This is a genomic window from Epilithonimonas xixisoli, assembly GCF_004365655.1.
GTDB classification, from domain to species: domain Bacteria; phylum Bacteroidota; class Bacteroidia; order Flavobacteriales; family Weeksellaceae; genus Epilithonimonas; species Epilithonimonas xixisoli.
In genome coordinates, this window is record NZ_SOEO01000001.1 from 1431173 (window position 1) to 1446161 (window position 14989).

Annotated in this window: 16 protein-coding genes and 1 tRNA gene; 9 read left to right on the plus strand and 8 right to left on the minus strand. The window is 36.1% G+C overall.

From position 1 onward, the window contains the following. Window positions 1-71: 71 nt before the first annotated feature. The 4 genes from dacB to B0I22_RS06640 form a co-directional block, all read right to left on the minus strand. Window positions 72-1526 carry a D-alanyl-D-alanine carboxypeptidase/D-alanyl-D-alanine endopeptidase gene (gene dacB, locus B0I22_RS06625; RefSeq protein WP_133943845.1) on the minus strand — a complete coding sequence of 485 codons (1455 nt, stop codon included), beginning with the start codon at window positions 1524-1526 and terminating at the stop codon, window positions 72-74. A gap of 148 nt (window positions 1527-1674) precedes the next feature. After that, window positions 1675-4125: a replication restart helicase PriA gene (gene priA / locus B0I22_RS06630; RefSeq protein ID WP_133943846.1), complete on the minus strand. Its 2451-nt coding sequence runs from the start codon at window positions 4123-4125 to the stop codon at window positions 1675-1677. 184 nt (window positions 4126-4309) lie between these two features. Then, on the minus strand, window positions 4310-4495 hold the full coding sequence (locus B0I22_RS06635) for a hypothetical protein (protein ID WP_133943847.1): 186 nt from the start codon (window positions 4493-4495) through the stop codon (window positions 4310-4312). Between the two features lie 15 nt (window positions 4496-4510). Next, entirely contained in the window at window positions 4511-5206 is a 696-nt protein-coding gene (locus tag B0I22_RS06640; protein ID WP_133943848.1) for an ABC transporter ATP-binding protein, read from the minus strand. Between the two features lie 267 nt (window positions 5207-5473). Between B0I22_RS06640 and B0I22_RS16415 the strand changes: the two genes are divergently transcribed. The 3 genes from B0I22_RS16415 (at window position 5474) to B0I22_RS06650 (ending at window position 6805) form a co-directional block, all read left to right on the plus strand. Next, window positions 5474-5599, plus strand: a complete 126-nt coding sequence (locus B0I22_RS16415) for a hypothetical protein (RefSeq protein ID WP_281276574.1) — start codon at window positions 5474-5476, stop codon at window positions 5597-5599. Between the two features lie 44 nt (window positions 5600-5643). Then, a complete protein-coding gene (locus B0I22_RS06645) occupies window positions 5644-6138 on the plus strand; it encodes an RNA polymerase sigma factor (RefSeq protein ID WP_133943849.1) in 495 nt (164 codons plus the stop codon). A 73-nt stretch (window positions 6139-6211) separates the two neighbouring features. Continuing rightward, complete coding sequence (locus B0I22_RS06650) at window positions 6212-6805, plus strand: hypothetical protein (RefSeq protein WP_133943850.1); 594 nt, start codon at window positions 6212-6214, stop codon at window positions 6803-6805. 116 nt (window positions 6806-6921) lie between these two features. Here the strand turns inward: B0I22_RS06650 and B0I22_RS06655 are convergent, their stop codons facing one another. Together B0I22_RS06655 and B0I22_RS06660 are read right to left on the minus strand one after the other, a co-directional pair. Then, window positions 6922-7833 carry a hypothetical protein gene (locus B0I22_RS06655; RefSeq protein ID WP_133943851.1) on the minus strand — a complete coding sequence of 304 codons (912 nt, stop codon included), beginning with the start codon at window positions 7831-7833 and terminating at the stop codon, window positions 6922-6924. A 14-nt stretch (window positions 7834-7847) separates the two neighbouring features. After that, window positions 7848-9137 (minus strand): tetratricopeptide repeat protein, encoded by a 1290-nt coding sequence (locus B0I22_RS06660; RefSeq protein ID WP_133943852.1) that lies wholly within the window; start codon window positions 9135-9137, stop codon window positions 7848-7850. A 173-nt stretch (window positions 9138-9310) separates the two neighbouring features. On the opposite strand from B0I22_RS06660, the gene ruvX reads away from it, so the two are divergent. The 4 genes from ruvX (at window position 9311) to B0I22_RS06680 (ending at window position 11882) form a co-directional block, all read left to right on the plus strand. Next, on the plus strand, window positions 9311-9724 hold the full coding sequence (ruvX, locus tag B0I22_RS06665; RefSeq protein WP_133943853.1) for a Holliday junction resolvase RuvX: 414 nt from the start codon (window positions 9311-9313) through the stop codon (window positions 9722-9724). Continuing rightward, on the plus strand, window positions 9721-10293 hold the full coding sequence (gene def / locus B0I22_RS06670; RefSeq protein ID WP_133943854.1) for a peptide deformylase: 573 nt from the start codon (window positions 9721-9723) through the stop codon (window positions 10291-10293). The genes ruvX and def overlap by 4 nt, the downstream gene beginning before the upstream one ends. A gap of 97 nt (window positions 10294-10390) precedes the next feature. Then, entirely contained in the window at window positions 10391-10957 is a 567-nt protein-coding gene (locus B0I22_RS06675; RefSeq protein ID WP_133943855.1) for a DUF5606 family protein, read from the plus strand. A 199-nt stretch (window positions 10958-11156) separates the two neighbouring features. Then, window positions 11157-11882 (plus strand): ABC transporter substrate-binding protein, encoded by a 726-nt coding sequence (locus B0I22_RS06680; RefSeq protein WP_133943856.1) that lies wholly within the window; start codon window positions 11157-11159, stop codon window positions 11880-11882. Window positions 11883-11953: 71 nt separating this feature from the next. On the opposite strand, the gene B0I22_RS06685 is transcribed toward B0I22_RS06680, so the two are convergent. Beyond that, on the minus strand, window positions 11954-12400 hold the full coding sequence (locus B0I22_RS06685; RefSeq protein ID WP_133943857.1) for a GAF domain-containing protein: 447 nt from the start codon (window positions 12398-12400) through the stop codon (window positions 11954-11956). A gap of 9 nt (window positions 12401-12409) precedes the next feature. Continuing rightward, window positions 12410-13834, minus strand: coding sequence for a TonB-dependent receptor (locus B0I22_RS06690; protein ID WP_133943971.1), 1425 nt, complete (start codon window positions 13832-13834; stop codon window positions 12410-12412). A gap of 54 nt (window positions 13835-13888) precedes the next feature. Here B0I22_RS06690 and B0I22_RS06695 point away from each other — a divergent pair, with 54 nt between their 5' ends. Further along, a complete protein-coding gene (locus tag B0I22_RS06695; protein WP_133943858.1) occupies window positions 13889-14656 on the plus strand; it encodes an MBL fold metallo-hydrolase in 768 nt (255 codons plus the stop codon). Between the two features lie 117 nt (window positions 14657-14773). Next, window positions 14774-14855, plus strand: a tRNA-Leu gene (locus B0I22_RS06700). The last annotated feature ends 134 nt before the right edge of the window (window positions 14856-14989 follow it).

A 14989-nucleotide genomic window follows, 5' to 3' on the forward strand; every position in this document is an offset into this window, starting at 1 on the left:
AAATTTATATCAAATCTACACAAAAAAACCCACAAGAAATTGCGGGTTCATCATTTTATAAAATATTGATTCTAAAGATCTAAAGTCGGATCCAGCAATTGTTCCATTCTTGCTTTCACCTGAGCTACAGAGCCAGAAAACTTGTTTATCAAAAGAGAAAAAGCCAAGGTTTTGTTGCTTCTTGTTTTGATGTATCCTGCTAAGCATTTCACGCCATTCAATGTTCCAGTTTTTGCAAAAATCTGACCATTGGAGTTCACGAGGAACATACTTTTCAGCGTTCCAGATTGTCCTGCGATGGGTAAAGATTCGAAATATTCTTTGTAATAAGGTGACTTCATCATCTTGGCTAGAAATTTAACCTGAGAAATTGGCGTTACCGTGTGAGCCTTGGAAAGTCCGCTTCCATCCATAAAATTCAGTCCATTCAAATCAAAATTAATCGACTTCAAATGCTCTGTCACCACCATTCTTCCAGATTCGATGGTTTGGTCGCCAACTTTATGAAAACCGTTTGCTTTCAAAAGTGCTTCTGCGTAGCCGTTATCACTTCTTTGGTTGGTGTAATTTACGATTTCTGCTAAAGTCGGAGATTTATAAACCGTCAGAATTTCTCTTGGTTCCGGTTCTCTGTCAACAATTTTCGGAGTCACTTTTCCTGCAATTGTAATTTTATTTTTGACTAAGCTTTCTCTGAATTTATTAGCTAAAAAAGCTGGGGGTTCAGCCACTTTAGTCGTCACCCAACTTCCTTCAAATTTGTCTGCAAAAACCAGTTTATTGGTGTACGGCGAGATGTAAAAATATTTTTTATTTTGGTTGAAAGGATTGTTGGACTGCGCTACAATCAATTTTTCATTTCGTGGATCTATTTCTTTGGTAGTTCCAACGGGAAGGTAATAATTTTTCTGCTCCAGCCAAACGATGTTTGATGGCAATTCCGCCGTTTTATTTTCCTTAAAAACCGCAGTCTGAATGATAATATCACCCGTGATTTTCTTGATTCCTTTCTCTTTTATCGCATCCAAATATTGCGTCACGATTTCTCCGTAGCTCGATGCGCCACCACGATTTCCGCCCAAAGACGGATCGCCACTTCCAACGATGTACAGATTCCCCGTCAAAACACCATCCACATCTATGCTTCCGGAATATTCCAATTGTGTGTTCCATCTGTATTTTGTCCCAAGCAAGGAAAATGCAGTTTCTGTGGTCAGTAATTTGGTGGTAGAAGCTGGAACCAATGGTGCATTTTCGTTATAAGCTGTGACTATTTTTTCAGTTTTTGGATCATAAACCACAAATCCCCAGTTGGCGTTTCTAAGAACCGGATCTGTGAACATTTTATTGATATTGAATTCGATTTGTTCCTTCGGCGACAACAGCGCTTTCTCGGCTGTGATGTCTTTTACCAACAATTGCTGATCCGAAATCTGAGGCAAAGTTCCCGCAGAAGTGCCTTGTGAAAAGACGAAAGAGGACAATCCAATGCTTAAAATCGAAAAGTAATTTCTAAATTTATTCATTCTCAAAGAATTACAATTTTTATTAAATTATTTCTAATTAAGGATTTGAAAAAAATATCTTTAATTCAAAACGTAGTAAATTTAGAGAATATTGCTAAGGTTGTTACGGGAAACCGTAATAAAAGAATCAAAATTTTGTTAATTATCGTTAAAAATCAACCAAAAAATCTCGTTTGATAGATTTGTAAGCCGTAATCTCATCAAATTCCTCCAACGATTTTGAAAGCAATTCTTTGTAAATTTTGTAGTTTTTATTTTTCGGAAACTTCAGTAGAATTTGATATTGATAAAGATTATTTATCCTAGCAATCGGGGATTTTTCTGGTCCGAGGATGCATTCTTCCGGAATATATTTTCTCAAAACCGAACCCAAAAATTGCGAAGCTCTGTTCAATTTGTCTTCTTTCCTGTGTTTTAGCTCAATCATTATCAATTTCACAAATGGCGGATAGAGGAATTTCTTTCTCTCATCAAGAAAATAATCGTAAATTTCTTTAACATTCTGATTCTTAATTAATTCAAAAATAGAATGCGATGGATTATAAGTTTGGATTAAAATCTTTCCTTCGCCAGAAACTCTTCCAGCTCTTCCAGCAACTTGCGTAATCAATTGATAAGCGCGTTCCTCCGCCCGAAAATCCTGAACATAAATCAACGCATCTGCTTTTGGAATCACGACCAATTCTATGTTTTCAAAATCCAAACCTTTGGAAATCATCTGCGTTCCGACGAGAATATCAGTTTCGCCATTTTCCAATTTTTCGTACAGTTTTTCGTACGCAAATTTCTTTCGCATCGCGTCCACATCCATTCGGTCAACTTCGGCTTCGGAGAATATTTTTTGCGTTTCCTCTTCAATTTGCTCTACGCCAACGCCTTTTGTGTTCAGATTGGCACCGTGGCAGCTCGGGCAAGTCGTCGGTTTTCCGGCTCTGTGTCCGCAATAATGGCATTTCAGTTCATTCGCAGATTTGTGATAGGTCATCACGACGTCGCAATTGCTACAATATGTCACGTGTCCACAAGTCTCACATTCGATGACATTGGCGTAACCACGGCGGTTGTGTAGAATAATGCTTTGCTTTTTATGCTCTAGTTGAAGATTGATTTCGTCAACCATTTTTTGACTGAAATTCCCAATGATTTTCTTCTGACTCTGCGCTTCCTTGACATCGATAATTTCAAACTTCGGAACGTCTACGTTGCCAAATCTCTCATTCAAAGGCACATAACGAATTTTATCTTTCATCGCTAAATCGTAGCTTTCCAACGACGGCGTTGCAGAACCGAGAACCATTCTCGAATTGTAAAATTCTGCCAGCATCATCGCCGAATCTTTCGCATTGAAAAAGAAATTGGAATCTCTGGATTTGTACGCAGAATCGTGCTCTTCATCCACAATTATCAATCCTAAATTTTCAAACGGTAAAAACAAGGAATTCCGTGTTCCAATCAGGATTTGAAGTTCATTTTTTTTGATTTTCCGCCAGACTTCTACCCTTTCAAAATCAGTTAATTTGTTGTGATAAAATCCGAGTTTTTTCCCATATTTTTTTTCAAGACGGATTGTGATTTGTTTTGTCAAAGCAATTTCCGGCAAAAGCAAAAGCACATTTTTCTCTGAATTGACGCAGTCTTCAATTTTCTCCAGATAAATATGAGTTTTTCCAGAAGACGTGATTCCGTGAAGCAAAACATTTTTATCTTCCTGAAAGGCTTTGTTAATTTCCGAAACCGCTAACTTCTGATTTTCAGTTAATTGTTCAATTTCTTCAAGCTCGCCTTCGTAAGAATCGATTCTGTCTTTTTCGAGATAATATTCTTGAACAAGCTTTTTTTCAATCAGCGATTTTAGTTGAGAATTATTGAAATTTCCCTCATCAAAAATCTCTGATTTCCGAATTGGTTTTTCAGGATTTTCAGTTTCTTTATCCAAAATCAAAAGAAATAATTCCTGTTGTTTTCTTGCATTTTTTAAACTCGAAATTATTTCTGCAAGACTATTTTTAATTTTTAATTCTTCATTATTAATTCGCAAGTACGCGATTTCCTTGGCTTTGTATTTTTCAGTAATTTTTTCGTCAACCGAAATATAACGCTCATCAATCAAAGCGTTGATGGTTTTGATGATTTCTTTTTTTGGAATAAACGCTTCAATCTCCTGCAAGTTCAGCATTTGACGAACTTCCAAAGCTTGAAGAAGATAGGTTTCATTTGCATCCAGATTTTGCCAATCAATTGTTCTTTCTGATAATAATCGGACGTAAGTTTCACTTTCCAATTTCAGAGAAGATGGAAACGCAAAACGGTAGATTTCGCCAAGATTGCACAGGTAATAAGAGCTCATCCAATTCCAGAATTCCAATTGTTGTTTCGGAACGATTGGTTGACTATCTAATAAATTGATGATTTCTTTCGGAACAAAACTGTCTTCGAATTCATCAAACAATTCGGCGACAATTCCAGTGTAGATTTTCTTTCCACCAAAGGGAATCAGAACGCGCATTCCAACTTCAATTTTTTCCATTAAATCTTCCGGAACTTTGTACGTGAAAGTTCCTTTGAGGTTCAGTGGTAAGATTATTTGGGCGAAGTTCAATTTTAGTTGATTATTGCTGAGGAAGTTGCAATGACATTATAACATTTATTTTTTCTCGAACCAAGGTTTTGATAAAACATTAGCGTTCGTTACTGATTGCATTTTTTCATTCTGAATTTTTCCTTCTTTGTCAAAAGTGAATAGTTTATTATTTTTAATTAAAAACTTTTGGGCTGGCTTATTTCTACTTTGTCCTTCTCCAAGTTCCAATATTCCAACTTGAAGCAAGGTCAAATTTCCAAGAATATTCAAATGTTTTATCCGAATTTAATATCAATGTTTCACCAAAATCATTTTCATATTTTCCAATGAAATCCTGTCCATTAAAAGTTGAATTAAAAAGAAAAAGTATTAAGAATAATATTTTCATAATCTTCAACAATAATTAAACCGTGTAACTCTGGAAAGCTTCTTCCAAACTTCCGAATTTCCCTTTAAATTCGGAGATTGGAGAATCCTGTAAAATTTTTCCTTGATGAATCAAAATTACTCTGGAACAAAGAGCTTCCACCTCCTGCATAATGTGCGTGGAGAGAATCACGGTTTTTTCTTTTCCGATTTCTTTGATGACGTTCCGGATTTCGACAATTTGATTTGGGTCGAGTCCGTTGGTTGGTTCGTCGAGGATTAATAAATCCGGTTCGTGGAGAATTGCCTGAGCCAATCCCACACGTTGTTTGTAACCTTTGGAAAGTTGTGAGATCTGCTTGGATTTTTCGGGCGTAATTCCCACCAATTCTATCACTTCTTCTACTCTTTCTTTTTTGATGTTGTGAAGATTGGCGACAAATTGCAGATATTCTTTCACGTACATCTCGTTGTAAAGCGGATTGTTCTCCGGCAGGAAACCGATTTTATTTTTGGATTCGATTTCGTTTTCTGTGATGTTTTTGTCATTGAACAAAATTTCGCCTTCGTCTATTTTCAGGACGCCTGTGATGGATTTCATCAAGGTAGATTTTCCGGCGCCGTTTGGGCCGAGAAGTCCGATGATTTCGTTATTTGAAATGCTTATGTTGATATCGTTGAGCGCCACTTGCTCTCCGAATTTTTTTGTGAGTCCTGAAATTTTTAGAGACATTCTTTTTTTGATTAAAAGATTAAAGAATTAAATGATTAAAAAATTAGCAATCGATTTGATTGACTAAAATTGTCTAAATAATTGTAAGTACAAAGTTAAGAAATTGAAATAGTTTGTGAGCTTATTTTAAACGCAAAGTCCGCTAAGATTTTTTTGAGATTATTGAAAATATTTTAAGTTTCGCAAAGACGTAAAACTCATCAAAGAAAAAGTGTGGATAAACTTTATTTTAATTTCAAGACTAAGAAAATATTAATTGACAGACAAATGTTCAAACTCTGCGAAGCACGCCCCGACTTGAGTGGAGCTCTTTTTTTGCTGAGGGAAAAGCTTTGGCAAAAAAAAGCGGGAACGGAAGGCGGAAAAGGCGCCCCAATCCAATTTATTTTGTAACAAATTATTTTTATTTCTACTAACCGAATAGAGTTAAAGCAAGAATGGATTCTGAGAAAGAATTTTTAGAGAAAATCGATAAACATAAAGGGATTATTTTCAAAATCTCAAAAATGTATATGGACAACCGTGATGACCAGAATGACCTATTTCAGGAGATTGTTTATCAGGTCTGGAAGTCTTTTTCGAGCTTCGAGGGGAAATCTGAATTCTCAACTTGGCTTTACAGAATTGCTTTGAATACGGCAATTATTTTTCTGAAATCGGAAAAGCGACGGAGCTTTATCCAAAACGATGATGTTTCGCTTTATAAAATCAAAGAGGAAGATTACAACCTCGAAGATGAGCTGAAATTGAAGCAAATGTATGAAGCCATCCAAAAACTGAATCCAATTGATAAAGCGTTGATTTTCTATTATTTGGAAGATTTTTCCGGAAAAGAAATGGCGGAACAAATGGGAATCTCGGAAGGAAATGCGCGCGTGAAATTGAATCGTGCGAAAGAGAAATTAAAAGATTTAATTCAAGAGACAAGATAAAAGGAAAAAGAAAAAAGTAAATGGATTTCAAGAGCTTCAATCTAACATCTAACATCTAACATCTAACAAAAATATGGAACTAGATAATCTTAAATCACTTTGGAATAAGGAAGATGTTTCCGAAACGCCGGAGATTTCGCCGGAAAAACAGCGACAGATGCATCATCCTTTGGAAAGGATTCGAAAAAATATGCGTTATGAATTTTGGTCAACGGTGGTTTTGTTGCCGGTTATTTTGATTGTAATTTGGTTTTTTCCGTTACCATTTAGATTTAATCTTTACATCGAAATTTTGGTAATTTCTATGGCTTTGGTGACGACGTTCTTTTTTACAAAATTTTTCAAACTTTATAAAGAAATCAGCAATCCAGCTTTGGGAACGTTGGATTCGTTGAAAGATTTGTTGCATCAGTTTGAGTTGAACAAGCAATATTACGTTTCATTTTACTTGAGTTTTGTGCCGTTTTTTGTTTGTGAAATGATTATCATCTTGGAGTCGATGCCACAAACCCATCATTATTCGGACACAATGCTTACTATCGTCTTCCTTGGTTCCGTTGCTTTTGGGCTCACGATGGTTTATTTCATCGGAATGGCTTGGTTCAAAAATTTTTATGGAAAATACATTGACAGAATTAAAAAACTGGTTGAGGAAATGAAAAAGTAGTTAGAATATTGATTATCAAATATTTTTAATTAAATTAATAAAAAAATTCATCAAAGTTATTCCCATTTAAGCGGGTTTAGCTTTGATGATTTTTTATTTTTCAGATTGATGTCAAATTATTCCTGATAGTAAGTTTTGAATTTTTGCAAGCCGGAATCGTAAATGATCGCAATCTTCAAATCCTCGGCATTCCCAATAATTCCATCTTGTGGTGAGGAAACCAATCCGTCGGAATTCATAATCACCGAAGCGCCTTTTCGGAAACTGTTGATCCTCATTTTGTCTGTATAATTTTCGGAGAAGGCGGTGTACGGCAATTTAGTTGCGCTGTTGGTACAAATGATAAGGATTCTGCTGATTTGCTTTTCATTATTATCCAAAATCACGGCCACATCTTTGAGTCCGTCGCCATCGTAATCGCCGAAAGCCACTGATGATTTTGCACGGTCAGCATTTTGCGTGATGGTATATTTGTTTCCGTTGCTGTAATTGTCCTCCAGCAAAATCTTCTTCACGCCAGATGCCAAATCGGAAAATGGCGCCAAAGAAAAGTTCTTTTTGTACTCATCAAATTGATAATCACTGATGAACGAACTGCCGTCAAATTCGTAGGTCGTCGCGTTTTTGTTGGTGTAAGGATTGTCAAGAAAAACCACTTTTCGGGAATCATTGGAACGGGAATCATCCACGTAAACTTTGTCGCCGAAATTCAGTTTTCCATTGGGCAAAGCCAGAGAGTTGGCAATCACCCGATATTCGCTGAATGGCGCGCCTTCTTCACCATATTCATCATAATTAATTGGCGTTTTCGCTGAATCCGTTGTGATTTTTGCCGAATCTTTTACGAGCGTTGTGGAATCTTTTTTCATTGTTCCAGCTATTGTTTCAGAATCATTTTTCTTTTTGAAAACGAAGAAGAAAATCACAGCAATGATCAGAGCTAAGACGCCTACACCTATGTAAAGCGTGTTCTTTTTGATTTTAATTTCTTCGGATTTTGTTTGATTTTCATTAATGTTGTTTTCCATAATTTATTTGTTTTTTAGTTTTCCAGAGCGCCTTTTGACAGGAATTCATTCAATTCTTTTTTGAATTTTGTATGAGGTGTGTTATTTAGGATTTTAATAACTATTGGTGCGACTTTCGTTTGTTCTTCGGGGGAATCAAAATACTTCTTTGCGAGAGTCAAAGTTTTCATAATTGGCAATTGCAATTCTTTTTTGTTCTCGAGATCCGGACGATTGTAATCTTTATGTTCAGAGAAAACATTTTTGTACTTTGTAGCGACAGCGTCTAACTCTGCCTCATTGATCTTATTATTCTTTTTAAAATCTTGTAATAGTAATTGATACGAAGCCAAATAATCATACAATCTTCCGTGCATCAATTCATCAGAATCCAGATTGCCTTGCAGAAATTTGTTCGTAAGCTCCAACGTCTTTTTGTAATCTTGAAGGTAGTAATAGAGATAAATATTCTCCGACAAAGTTGGTTTGTCGATGTTTTTATAAATGTCTTTCAGGATTGGCTTGGCATTTTCCTTATTTTCCCAAACCAGATCATTATCAAACAATTTTTCAAAGATTGTATATCGTTTGCCTGACTTGGACATTTCATTAATGAGTTTCAGAGTGCTTTCTTTGTATTGCAGATTTTCGTCGTTTTTAAGATTTTTAATTATTAAAGCAATTTGAGAACCTAGATAAACATATTTTTCTTCATCAATATCAAACATCACAAAATCGTCTTCTGCAACATAATTATCAAAAAACGTCGTAAAACTTTTGATGCTCTTTTCGTAATCGCCCAGATTTTTGTAGCAACGGCCGTAGAGCGAATTAAAATGATTCTTCTTGTCAATTTTTGCTTTGTCCATTAGCTTAATGGCTTCTTCACATTTTTGAAAATTTTGCGCATTGGAAGCGGCGTTCCAAAGATTTTGCTCAGAATCTTCGTTCATTAGATAAGCTTTTATTGCATATTGATAAGCCTTCTCGTCGTCATTAAGATAAGTGTAACTTGCTGAGAGATTTGAATAATACAAAGCCAAATCCTCCTTGTCATCCGGCGATGCGTACAACGCGGCCAATCGGAATTTTTCTTTTGCCTTTTCGAAATTTTTGCTATTGAAATAAGCTCTCCCGGCATTATTCAAAGCTCTCACATTTTTTGGTTGTTCCGTCAAAAGCTTTTCAAAAACGGTGATGGCTTCTTCGTAGTTTTTGGAATCGATCTGATTGTTTCCATATTCCATTCGCTCGTCAAAACTGCCATTTTGTGCAAAGCAAGATAAGCCTGCCAAAAGTAAAATTGTGGTTAATGTTTTTATCATCAATCAAGGTGTTTTAGTCTTTAAAGATAAAAAAAAATCGTTCAGGATTTCATTAAAAATAAGAAAGATTGAAGCTCCCCACGATACAGCGCAACTGATTTTGTGCCAAAGATTTTACAATCTGCATCAATCTCATTTCCATAAGCTGAAAATTTTTGTAAATTTGCCAACTTATGGGACAAATCCTAGCCATTGACTACGGAAAAGCAAGAACTGGAATAGCAGTGACAGACGATATGCAAATCATTGCAAGCGGACTGACGACGGTGGAAACACCAAAGCTGATGGATTTTCTGAAAAAATATTTTTCCGAGAACCAAGTAGATGAAATCGTGATAGGACTTCCCACAGATTTGAAAGGAAATATGTCCGATATCGAAACTGAGATTCAGAAATTTATTTCAAGCTTCGAGAAGGAATTTCCGGATAAAAAGATCAATCGTCTGGATGAGCGTTTCACTTCCAAAATGGCCTCTTTTTTCATCAGCCAAAGCGGAAAAAACAAGAAGCAAAGACAAGAAAAAGGATTGATTGACAAAGTGAGTGCAACAATCATATTGCAGAATTTTTTAGAACAAAAAAGATGATTTTACCAATTAGAGCCTTTGGCGACGCGGTTTTAAGAAAAAAAGCACAGGAAATAGACAAAGATTATCCTGAGCTGAAAACGCTTATCGAAAATATGTTCGAGACGATGAACGGTGCCAACGGAATTGGTTTGGCGGCGCCTCAGATCGGTTTGGATATTCGTCTTTTCATCATCGATGTTTCGCCACTTGCGGAAGATGAGGATTATGAAGATATTGCGGACGAATTGAAAGACTTCAAAAAAGTGTTCATCAATGCGAAAATATTGGAGGAATCTGGTGAGGAATGGAAATTCAATGAAGGTTGTCTCAGCATTCCGGAAGTTCGTGAGGATGTGAAGCGCAAATCGACCATCAAAATAGAATATTACGACGAAAACTTCGTTAAACATACCGATACTTTCCAAGACATCAGAGCGAGAGTAATTCAGCACGAGTACGATCATATCGAGGGAATTCTTTTCACAGACCACTTGAGCGCTTTGAAGAAAAAAATCGTAAAAGGAAAACTTCAAAAAATTGCAAACGGCGACGTGAGCGTGAATTATAAAATGAGGTTTCCGAAATAAATTAGTACAAAGTAAAATGTATCATGTAATCAGTACAACCGACTTTTTACATTTGACAACCGACAAAAATAAATTAGATTAAAGAAAACATACTAAAATGCAGTTAGAAAAAATTATTTCAATCTCCGGAAAACCGGGACTTTTCAAATTGGTTTCTCAACTTAAAAACGGTTTTATCGTTGAGGACATCACGACTAAGAAAAAAGCGAGCATCTCCAACTCTAGCCAAGTAAGTCTTTTGGATAATATCGCGATGTTTACTTTTGACAAAGAAGTTCCTTTGTTCGAAGTGTTTGAAAATATTGCAAAAAAATACGACTACAAACCAACAATTAGCCACAAATCTTCAAGCGATGAGCTTAGAACTTTTATGGCAGAATCTCTTCCTAACTATGACTTGGAAAGGGTTTATGAATCTGACATCAAAAAATTGGCGCAATGGTACAACTTGCTTCAAAAAGCGGGTTATATCACGCCAGATAGTTTCGTGAAACCAGAAGCTCCAGCTGAGGAAAAAGTAGAGGAAACGAAAGCAGAAGAAGCAACAGAAAAAAAACCGGCTGCTAAAAAAGCGCCTGCTAAAAAAACTGAAAAAGCAGAAGCTACTGAAGAAAAGCCAGCTAAAAAAGCAGTTGCTAAGAAAACAGCTAAAAAAGAAGATTAATTAAATAAATTTTCTTTCCCGACCCTAAAAGGGAAGAAAATTGATTTTTAATTTCAAATTATAAAACTCTCTCAGAAATGTTTATTTTTGAGAGAGTTTTTATTTATATGTCTGCGAGAGCCTCAGACTGACATTTCGGAAATTGTCATCCTGAGCGGAGTCGAAGGATTTTTGTAATAAATTATTTTAATATTCATCAATGAAAGTTATTTCGCTTGTGCCATCAATTACGGAAACCTTGTTTGACCTTGGTTTGACTTCTGATGAAATTGTTGGAAGGACAAAGTTTTGCATTCACCCGAAAGAATTCGTGAAAAATGTAGAAATTATTGGTGGAACCAAGAATCTGAATATCGAAAAAATCAAAGCTTTAAAACCCGACCTCATCATCGCCAACAAAGAAGAAAATGTAAAAGAACAAGTTGAAGAACTGATGAAGGATTCCAAAGTTTTGGTGACGAATGTGGAGACTTTGGAGGACAATTATTATTTACTGAAACAACTTGGACATCTATTTGGGAAGGAAGAAAAAGCTCAATTGTTCAATTTAAAAACTTATGAAGCTTTTGACATTCCGGAACAGGAAAAGAAGTTGAAAGTCGCTTATTTGATTTGGAAAGATCCTTATATGACGGTTGGTGGCGACACTTTTATTTCGAGGATTTTGGAAGAATTGGGATTTGAAAATCAATTTAAAAATCAGAAACGTTATCCCGAAGTTCAATTGGAAGATTTGAAAGAAGCGGATTTGATTTTCCTATCGTCTGAGCCTTTTCCTTTTAAAGAAAAACATATTGCTGAGATCCAGAATATTTGTATAAATCAAAAAATTATGATTGTGGATGGCGAAGCTTTTTCTTGGTATGGATCGCACTTGGCGAAGTGTGAGAATTATTATCGTAAACTTTTGGAAGAAATTAATTAAGAAAATTTAATCAAAAAAAAATCGCAAAGTAAATTTGCGATTTTAAGTATTTTTATTCTGTTATTTATATTTTACAAAATCTTCGCAACCTCATCGCAAAGCCAATTCAACAATTCCTCATCTTCTTTTGTAAAAGGATCGATGGAATGACTGTCGATATCGATTTGACCTATGTTTTCGCCATCTTTGAAAATTGGAACTACAATTTCCGCTTTTGTATCGATTGAGCAAGACAAATAATTATCCTGAGCGTGAACATCTGGAACTACGAAAGTCTCACCAGAAATCGCAACCTGCCCACAAATCCCCTTTCCGTAAGGAATAATCACGTGATCTGTCACTGCACCAACGTATGGCCCAAGCGCCAACTCGTCTTTGTCTCCGTTTTTGAAATAGAAACCTGTCCAGTTGTAATAAGAAATTTCTTTATCCAAAACCTGGCAGATTTTCAGAAGTTTTACGTTTGTATCTTGTGGACTATCCAAGATGATTGAAAGTCGTTTTTTTAGCTCTACCATTGTTTTTTTTTAATTTAATCCTTCAAAAGTTAATTGTTTGTAGCCGAACATTCCGCGTTCTTTAATGATGTCGGCAACGCCTTTTGGCAATTCTTCTTCCCAGCCCAATTCGTGGGTAACGATTTTTTTGAGAATCTCTCGGGAGTAGATTTCAAGGAATTTAGGATTGTAATTATGAATGTCCACAATTCTCTTGTTGAGTTTGAAATATTTGTATAATTCTTTCAGATTGTCGTGAACTTTCAGATTTTCAGAAGTCAGCAATTCGCCATTTTCCGGATCTTTGTAAGGATAGAGATAAACGCGCATATCTTTTTTGAAGAATTTCCCAAAAGCCTCCAAGATTCCGCCCGGAAGATTTTTGTAATAATCCTCATCGAAGACGTCCAAAAGATTGTTAACGCCCATCGCAACGCCAATATGTTGGTTTGTGAACGATGAAAAATAATCGACCATTCGATAATATTCTGAGAAATTGGAAATCATCACCGTGTAACCCAATGTTCCCAAAATATCGACTCTATCTAGGAAATCTCTTTCATCAATATCGCCGGAAGCTCGAAGATTTGAAATCGTAATCTCGAAAAGAATCTGTGTATTTTGATGATCGCAGGAATTGTCTTGGTTGAACATATCCAATCCGTGCTCGAACATATCGATGTTCACCCGCGTTACAGGTCGAAAACTTCCTCGCACCGCAAAAATATTTTTCTTGTAAAGAATGTCTGCTGGCAACATATTGTTCCCTTCGGAATTGAAAATCACCGCATCCGTCATTCCCAATTTCACAAGCTGAAGACTCATCAAACGATTGTCCACATATTGGAACGCCGGTCCACTGAAGTCGATCATATCGATCTCCAATCTGTCCAACGAAAGATCGTCGTATAAAGATTCAACAAGAATTCTCGGATTGTCTGTATAAAAATAAGCGCCATAAATCAAATTAACACCCAAACTTCCCAGAGTTTCCTGTTGCAAAGTTGGATTGGTTTCTTTGAATTTGACGTGAATGATAATCTCGTTATATTCCTCATTTTCAGAGTTTTGAAACCTCACACCTACCCAACCGTGGCCTTTTGACGTTTTATCAAAATTGATGGTAGTTACAGTATTGGCATAAGAGAAGAATTTTTTCCCGGGATTGTTTTCCCTCGGGATTCTTTCCTCGATGAGAGCCACCTCGTAACGCAACATTTTTCGGAGTCTGTTCTGGGTTACGTATCGGTTTTTGGCTTCTTGCCCATAGATGGCGTCGGAGAAGTCCTTATCATAAGCAGACATCGCTTTTGCAATGGTTTGAGAAGCACCACCAGCTCGGAAAAAGTGTCGTACAGTTTCTTGACCCGCTCCTATCTCCGCAAAAGTTCCGTAGATGGATGAATCTAAATTGATGGCTAAGGCTTTCTGCTTAGGGGTAAGTTTTGGCTTTATCACGAAGAATTAGATTTATTTTGTAAATTTACCAAAATAACAGCAATAATAAAAATGCTTTTAAAATTTTTAGGAACTGGAACTTCGCAGGGCATCCCTGTCATCGGGAGTCAGCATCCAGTCTGCCTTTCTAAAGACCAAAAAGATAAGCGATTACGCACTTCTGCATTGGTAACCTCCGACTCTGGAAAGAAAATATTAATTGACTGCGGACCCGATTTTCGCCAGCAAATGTTGACGAATGGCGAGGAACAAATCGATGCTGTTTTGATAACGCACGAGCATAATGACCACATCATCGGTCTGGATGACCTTCGTCCTTTGATTTTTAAAAACAAGGCTTCGATGCCTATCTATTGTAATTCTCGGGTTGCTGTGGAAATCAAAGATCGTTTCCCTTACGCTTTCAAAGACCACAAATATCCGGGTGCACCGAGTTTTGATTTATTTGAAATTGATAATCAATTTACACTTTTTGATGAAGTGGAAGTTCAGCCGATTGACATTATCCATTCTGAGATTAATATTCTTGGTTTTAAATTTAAGAATCTAGCTTACATCACCGATGCGAGTAAAATTGATGATAAGGAAAAAGAAAAGCTGAAGAACTTGGATTTTTTCATTATTAATTGTCTTAGAAAAACAGAACCACATCATTCGCATTTTATTTTACCTCAGATTTTGGAGTTGGTGGAGGAATTAAAACCTAAAAAAACATATTTGATTCACATCAGTCACCACTTGGGCTTCCACGAAGAGGTCGAAAATGAGCTTCCGGACAACATTCATTTGGCTTATGATGGCTTGGAAATAGAATTTTAATAAAAATATTTTTTTGATTTACAGATTGTTAAGAATTAAATTGAAAAATAATCCAAAATCGTTTTCACGAGCTGAAAAATAATCCTATATTTGCACACCAATTTAAAACAAACATCAGCCCAGTTGGCGGAATTGGTAGACGCGCTAGACTCAAACTCTAGTATCGAAAGATGTGCCGGTTCGATTCCGGCACTGGGTACAGATAAAAAGCATTGACTAAATATAGTTGATGCTTTTTTTTCGACCTTATGGAAATTCATTTACCATTCTTATTGGATTTAGCAAATTATTTAACGATTGGTCATATACAAATAAGAAAGGCCAACCATCTTT

Coding starts and splice junctions, on each gene's coding strand:
- dacB (WP_133943845.1), bottom strand. CDS start 1,526: ATGAATAAATTTAGAAATTACTTTTCGATTTTAAGCATTGGATTGTCC.
- B0I22_RS06635 (WP_133943847.1), bottom strand. CDS start 4,495: ATGAAAATATTATTCTTAATACTTTTTCTTTTTAATTCAACTTTTAAT.
- B0I22_RS06640 (WP_133943848.1), bottom strand. CDS start 5,206: ATGTCTCTAAAAATTTCAGGACTCACAAAAAAATTCGGAGAGCAAGTG.
- B0I22_RS16415 (WP_281276574.1), top strand. CDS start 5,474: ATGTTCAAACTCTGCGAAGCACGCCCCGACTTGAGTGGAGCTCTTTTT.
- B0I22_RS06645 (WP_133943849.1), top strand. CDS start 5,644: ATGGATTCTGAGAAAGAATTTTTAGAGAAAATCGATAAACATAAAGGG.
- B0I22_RS06650 (WP_133943850.1), top strand. CDS start 6,212: ATGGAACTAGATAATCTTAAATCACTTTGGAATAAGGAAGATGTTTCC.
- B0I22_RS06655 (WP_133943851.1), bottom strand. CDS start 7,833: ATGGAAAACAACATTAATGAAAATCAAACAAAATCCGAAGAAATTAAA.
- B0I22_RS06660 (WP_133943852.1), bottom strand. CDS start 9,137: ATGATAAAAACATTAACCACAATTTTACTTTTGGCAGGCTTATCTTGC.
- ruvX (WP_133943853.1), top strand. CDS start 9,311: ATGGGACAAATCCTAGCCATTGACTACGGAAAAGCAAGAACTGGAATA.
- def (WP_133943854.1), top strand. CDS start 9,721: ATGATTTTACCAATTAGAGCCTTTGGCGACGCGGTTTTAAGAAAAAAA.
- B0I22_RS06675 (WP_133943855.1), top strand. CDS start 10,391: ATGCAGTTAGAAAAAATTATTTCAATCTCCGGAAAACCGGGACTTTTC.
- B0I22_RS06680 (WP_133943856.1), top strand. CDS start 11,157: ATGAAAGTTATTTCGCTTGTGCCATCAATTACGGAAACCTTGTTTGAC.
- B0I22_RS06685 (WP_133943857.1), bottom strand. CDS start 12,400: ATGGTAGAGCTAAAAAAACGACTTTCAATCATCTTGGATAGTCCACAA.
- B0I22_RS06695 (WP_133943858.1), top strand. CDS start 13,889: ATGCTTTTAAAATTTTTAGGAACTGGAACTTCGCAGGGCATCCCTGTC.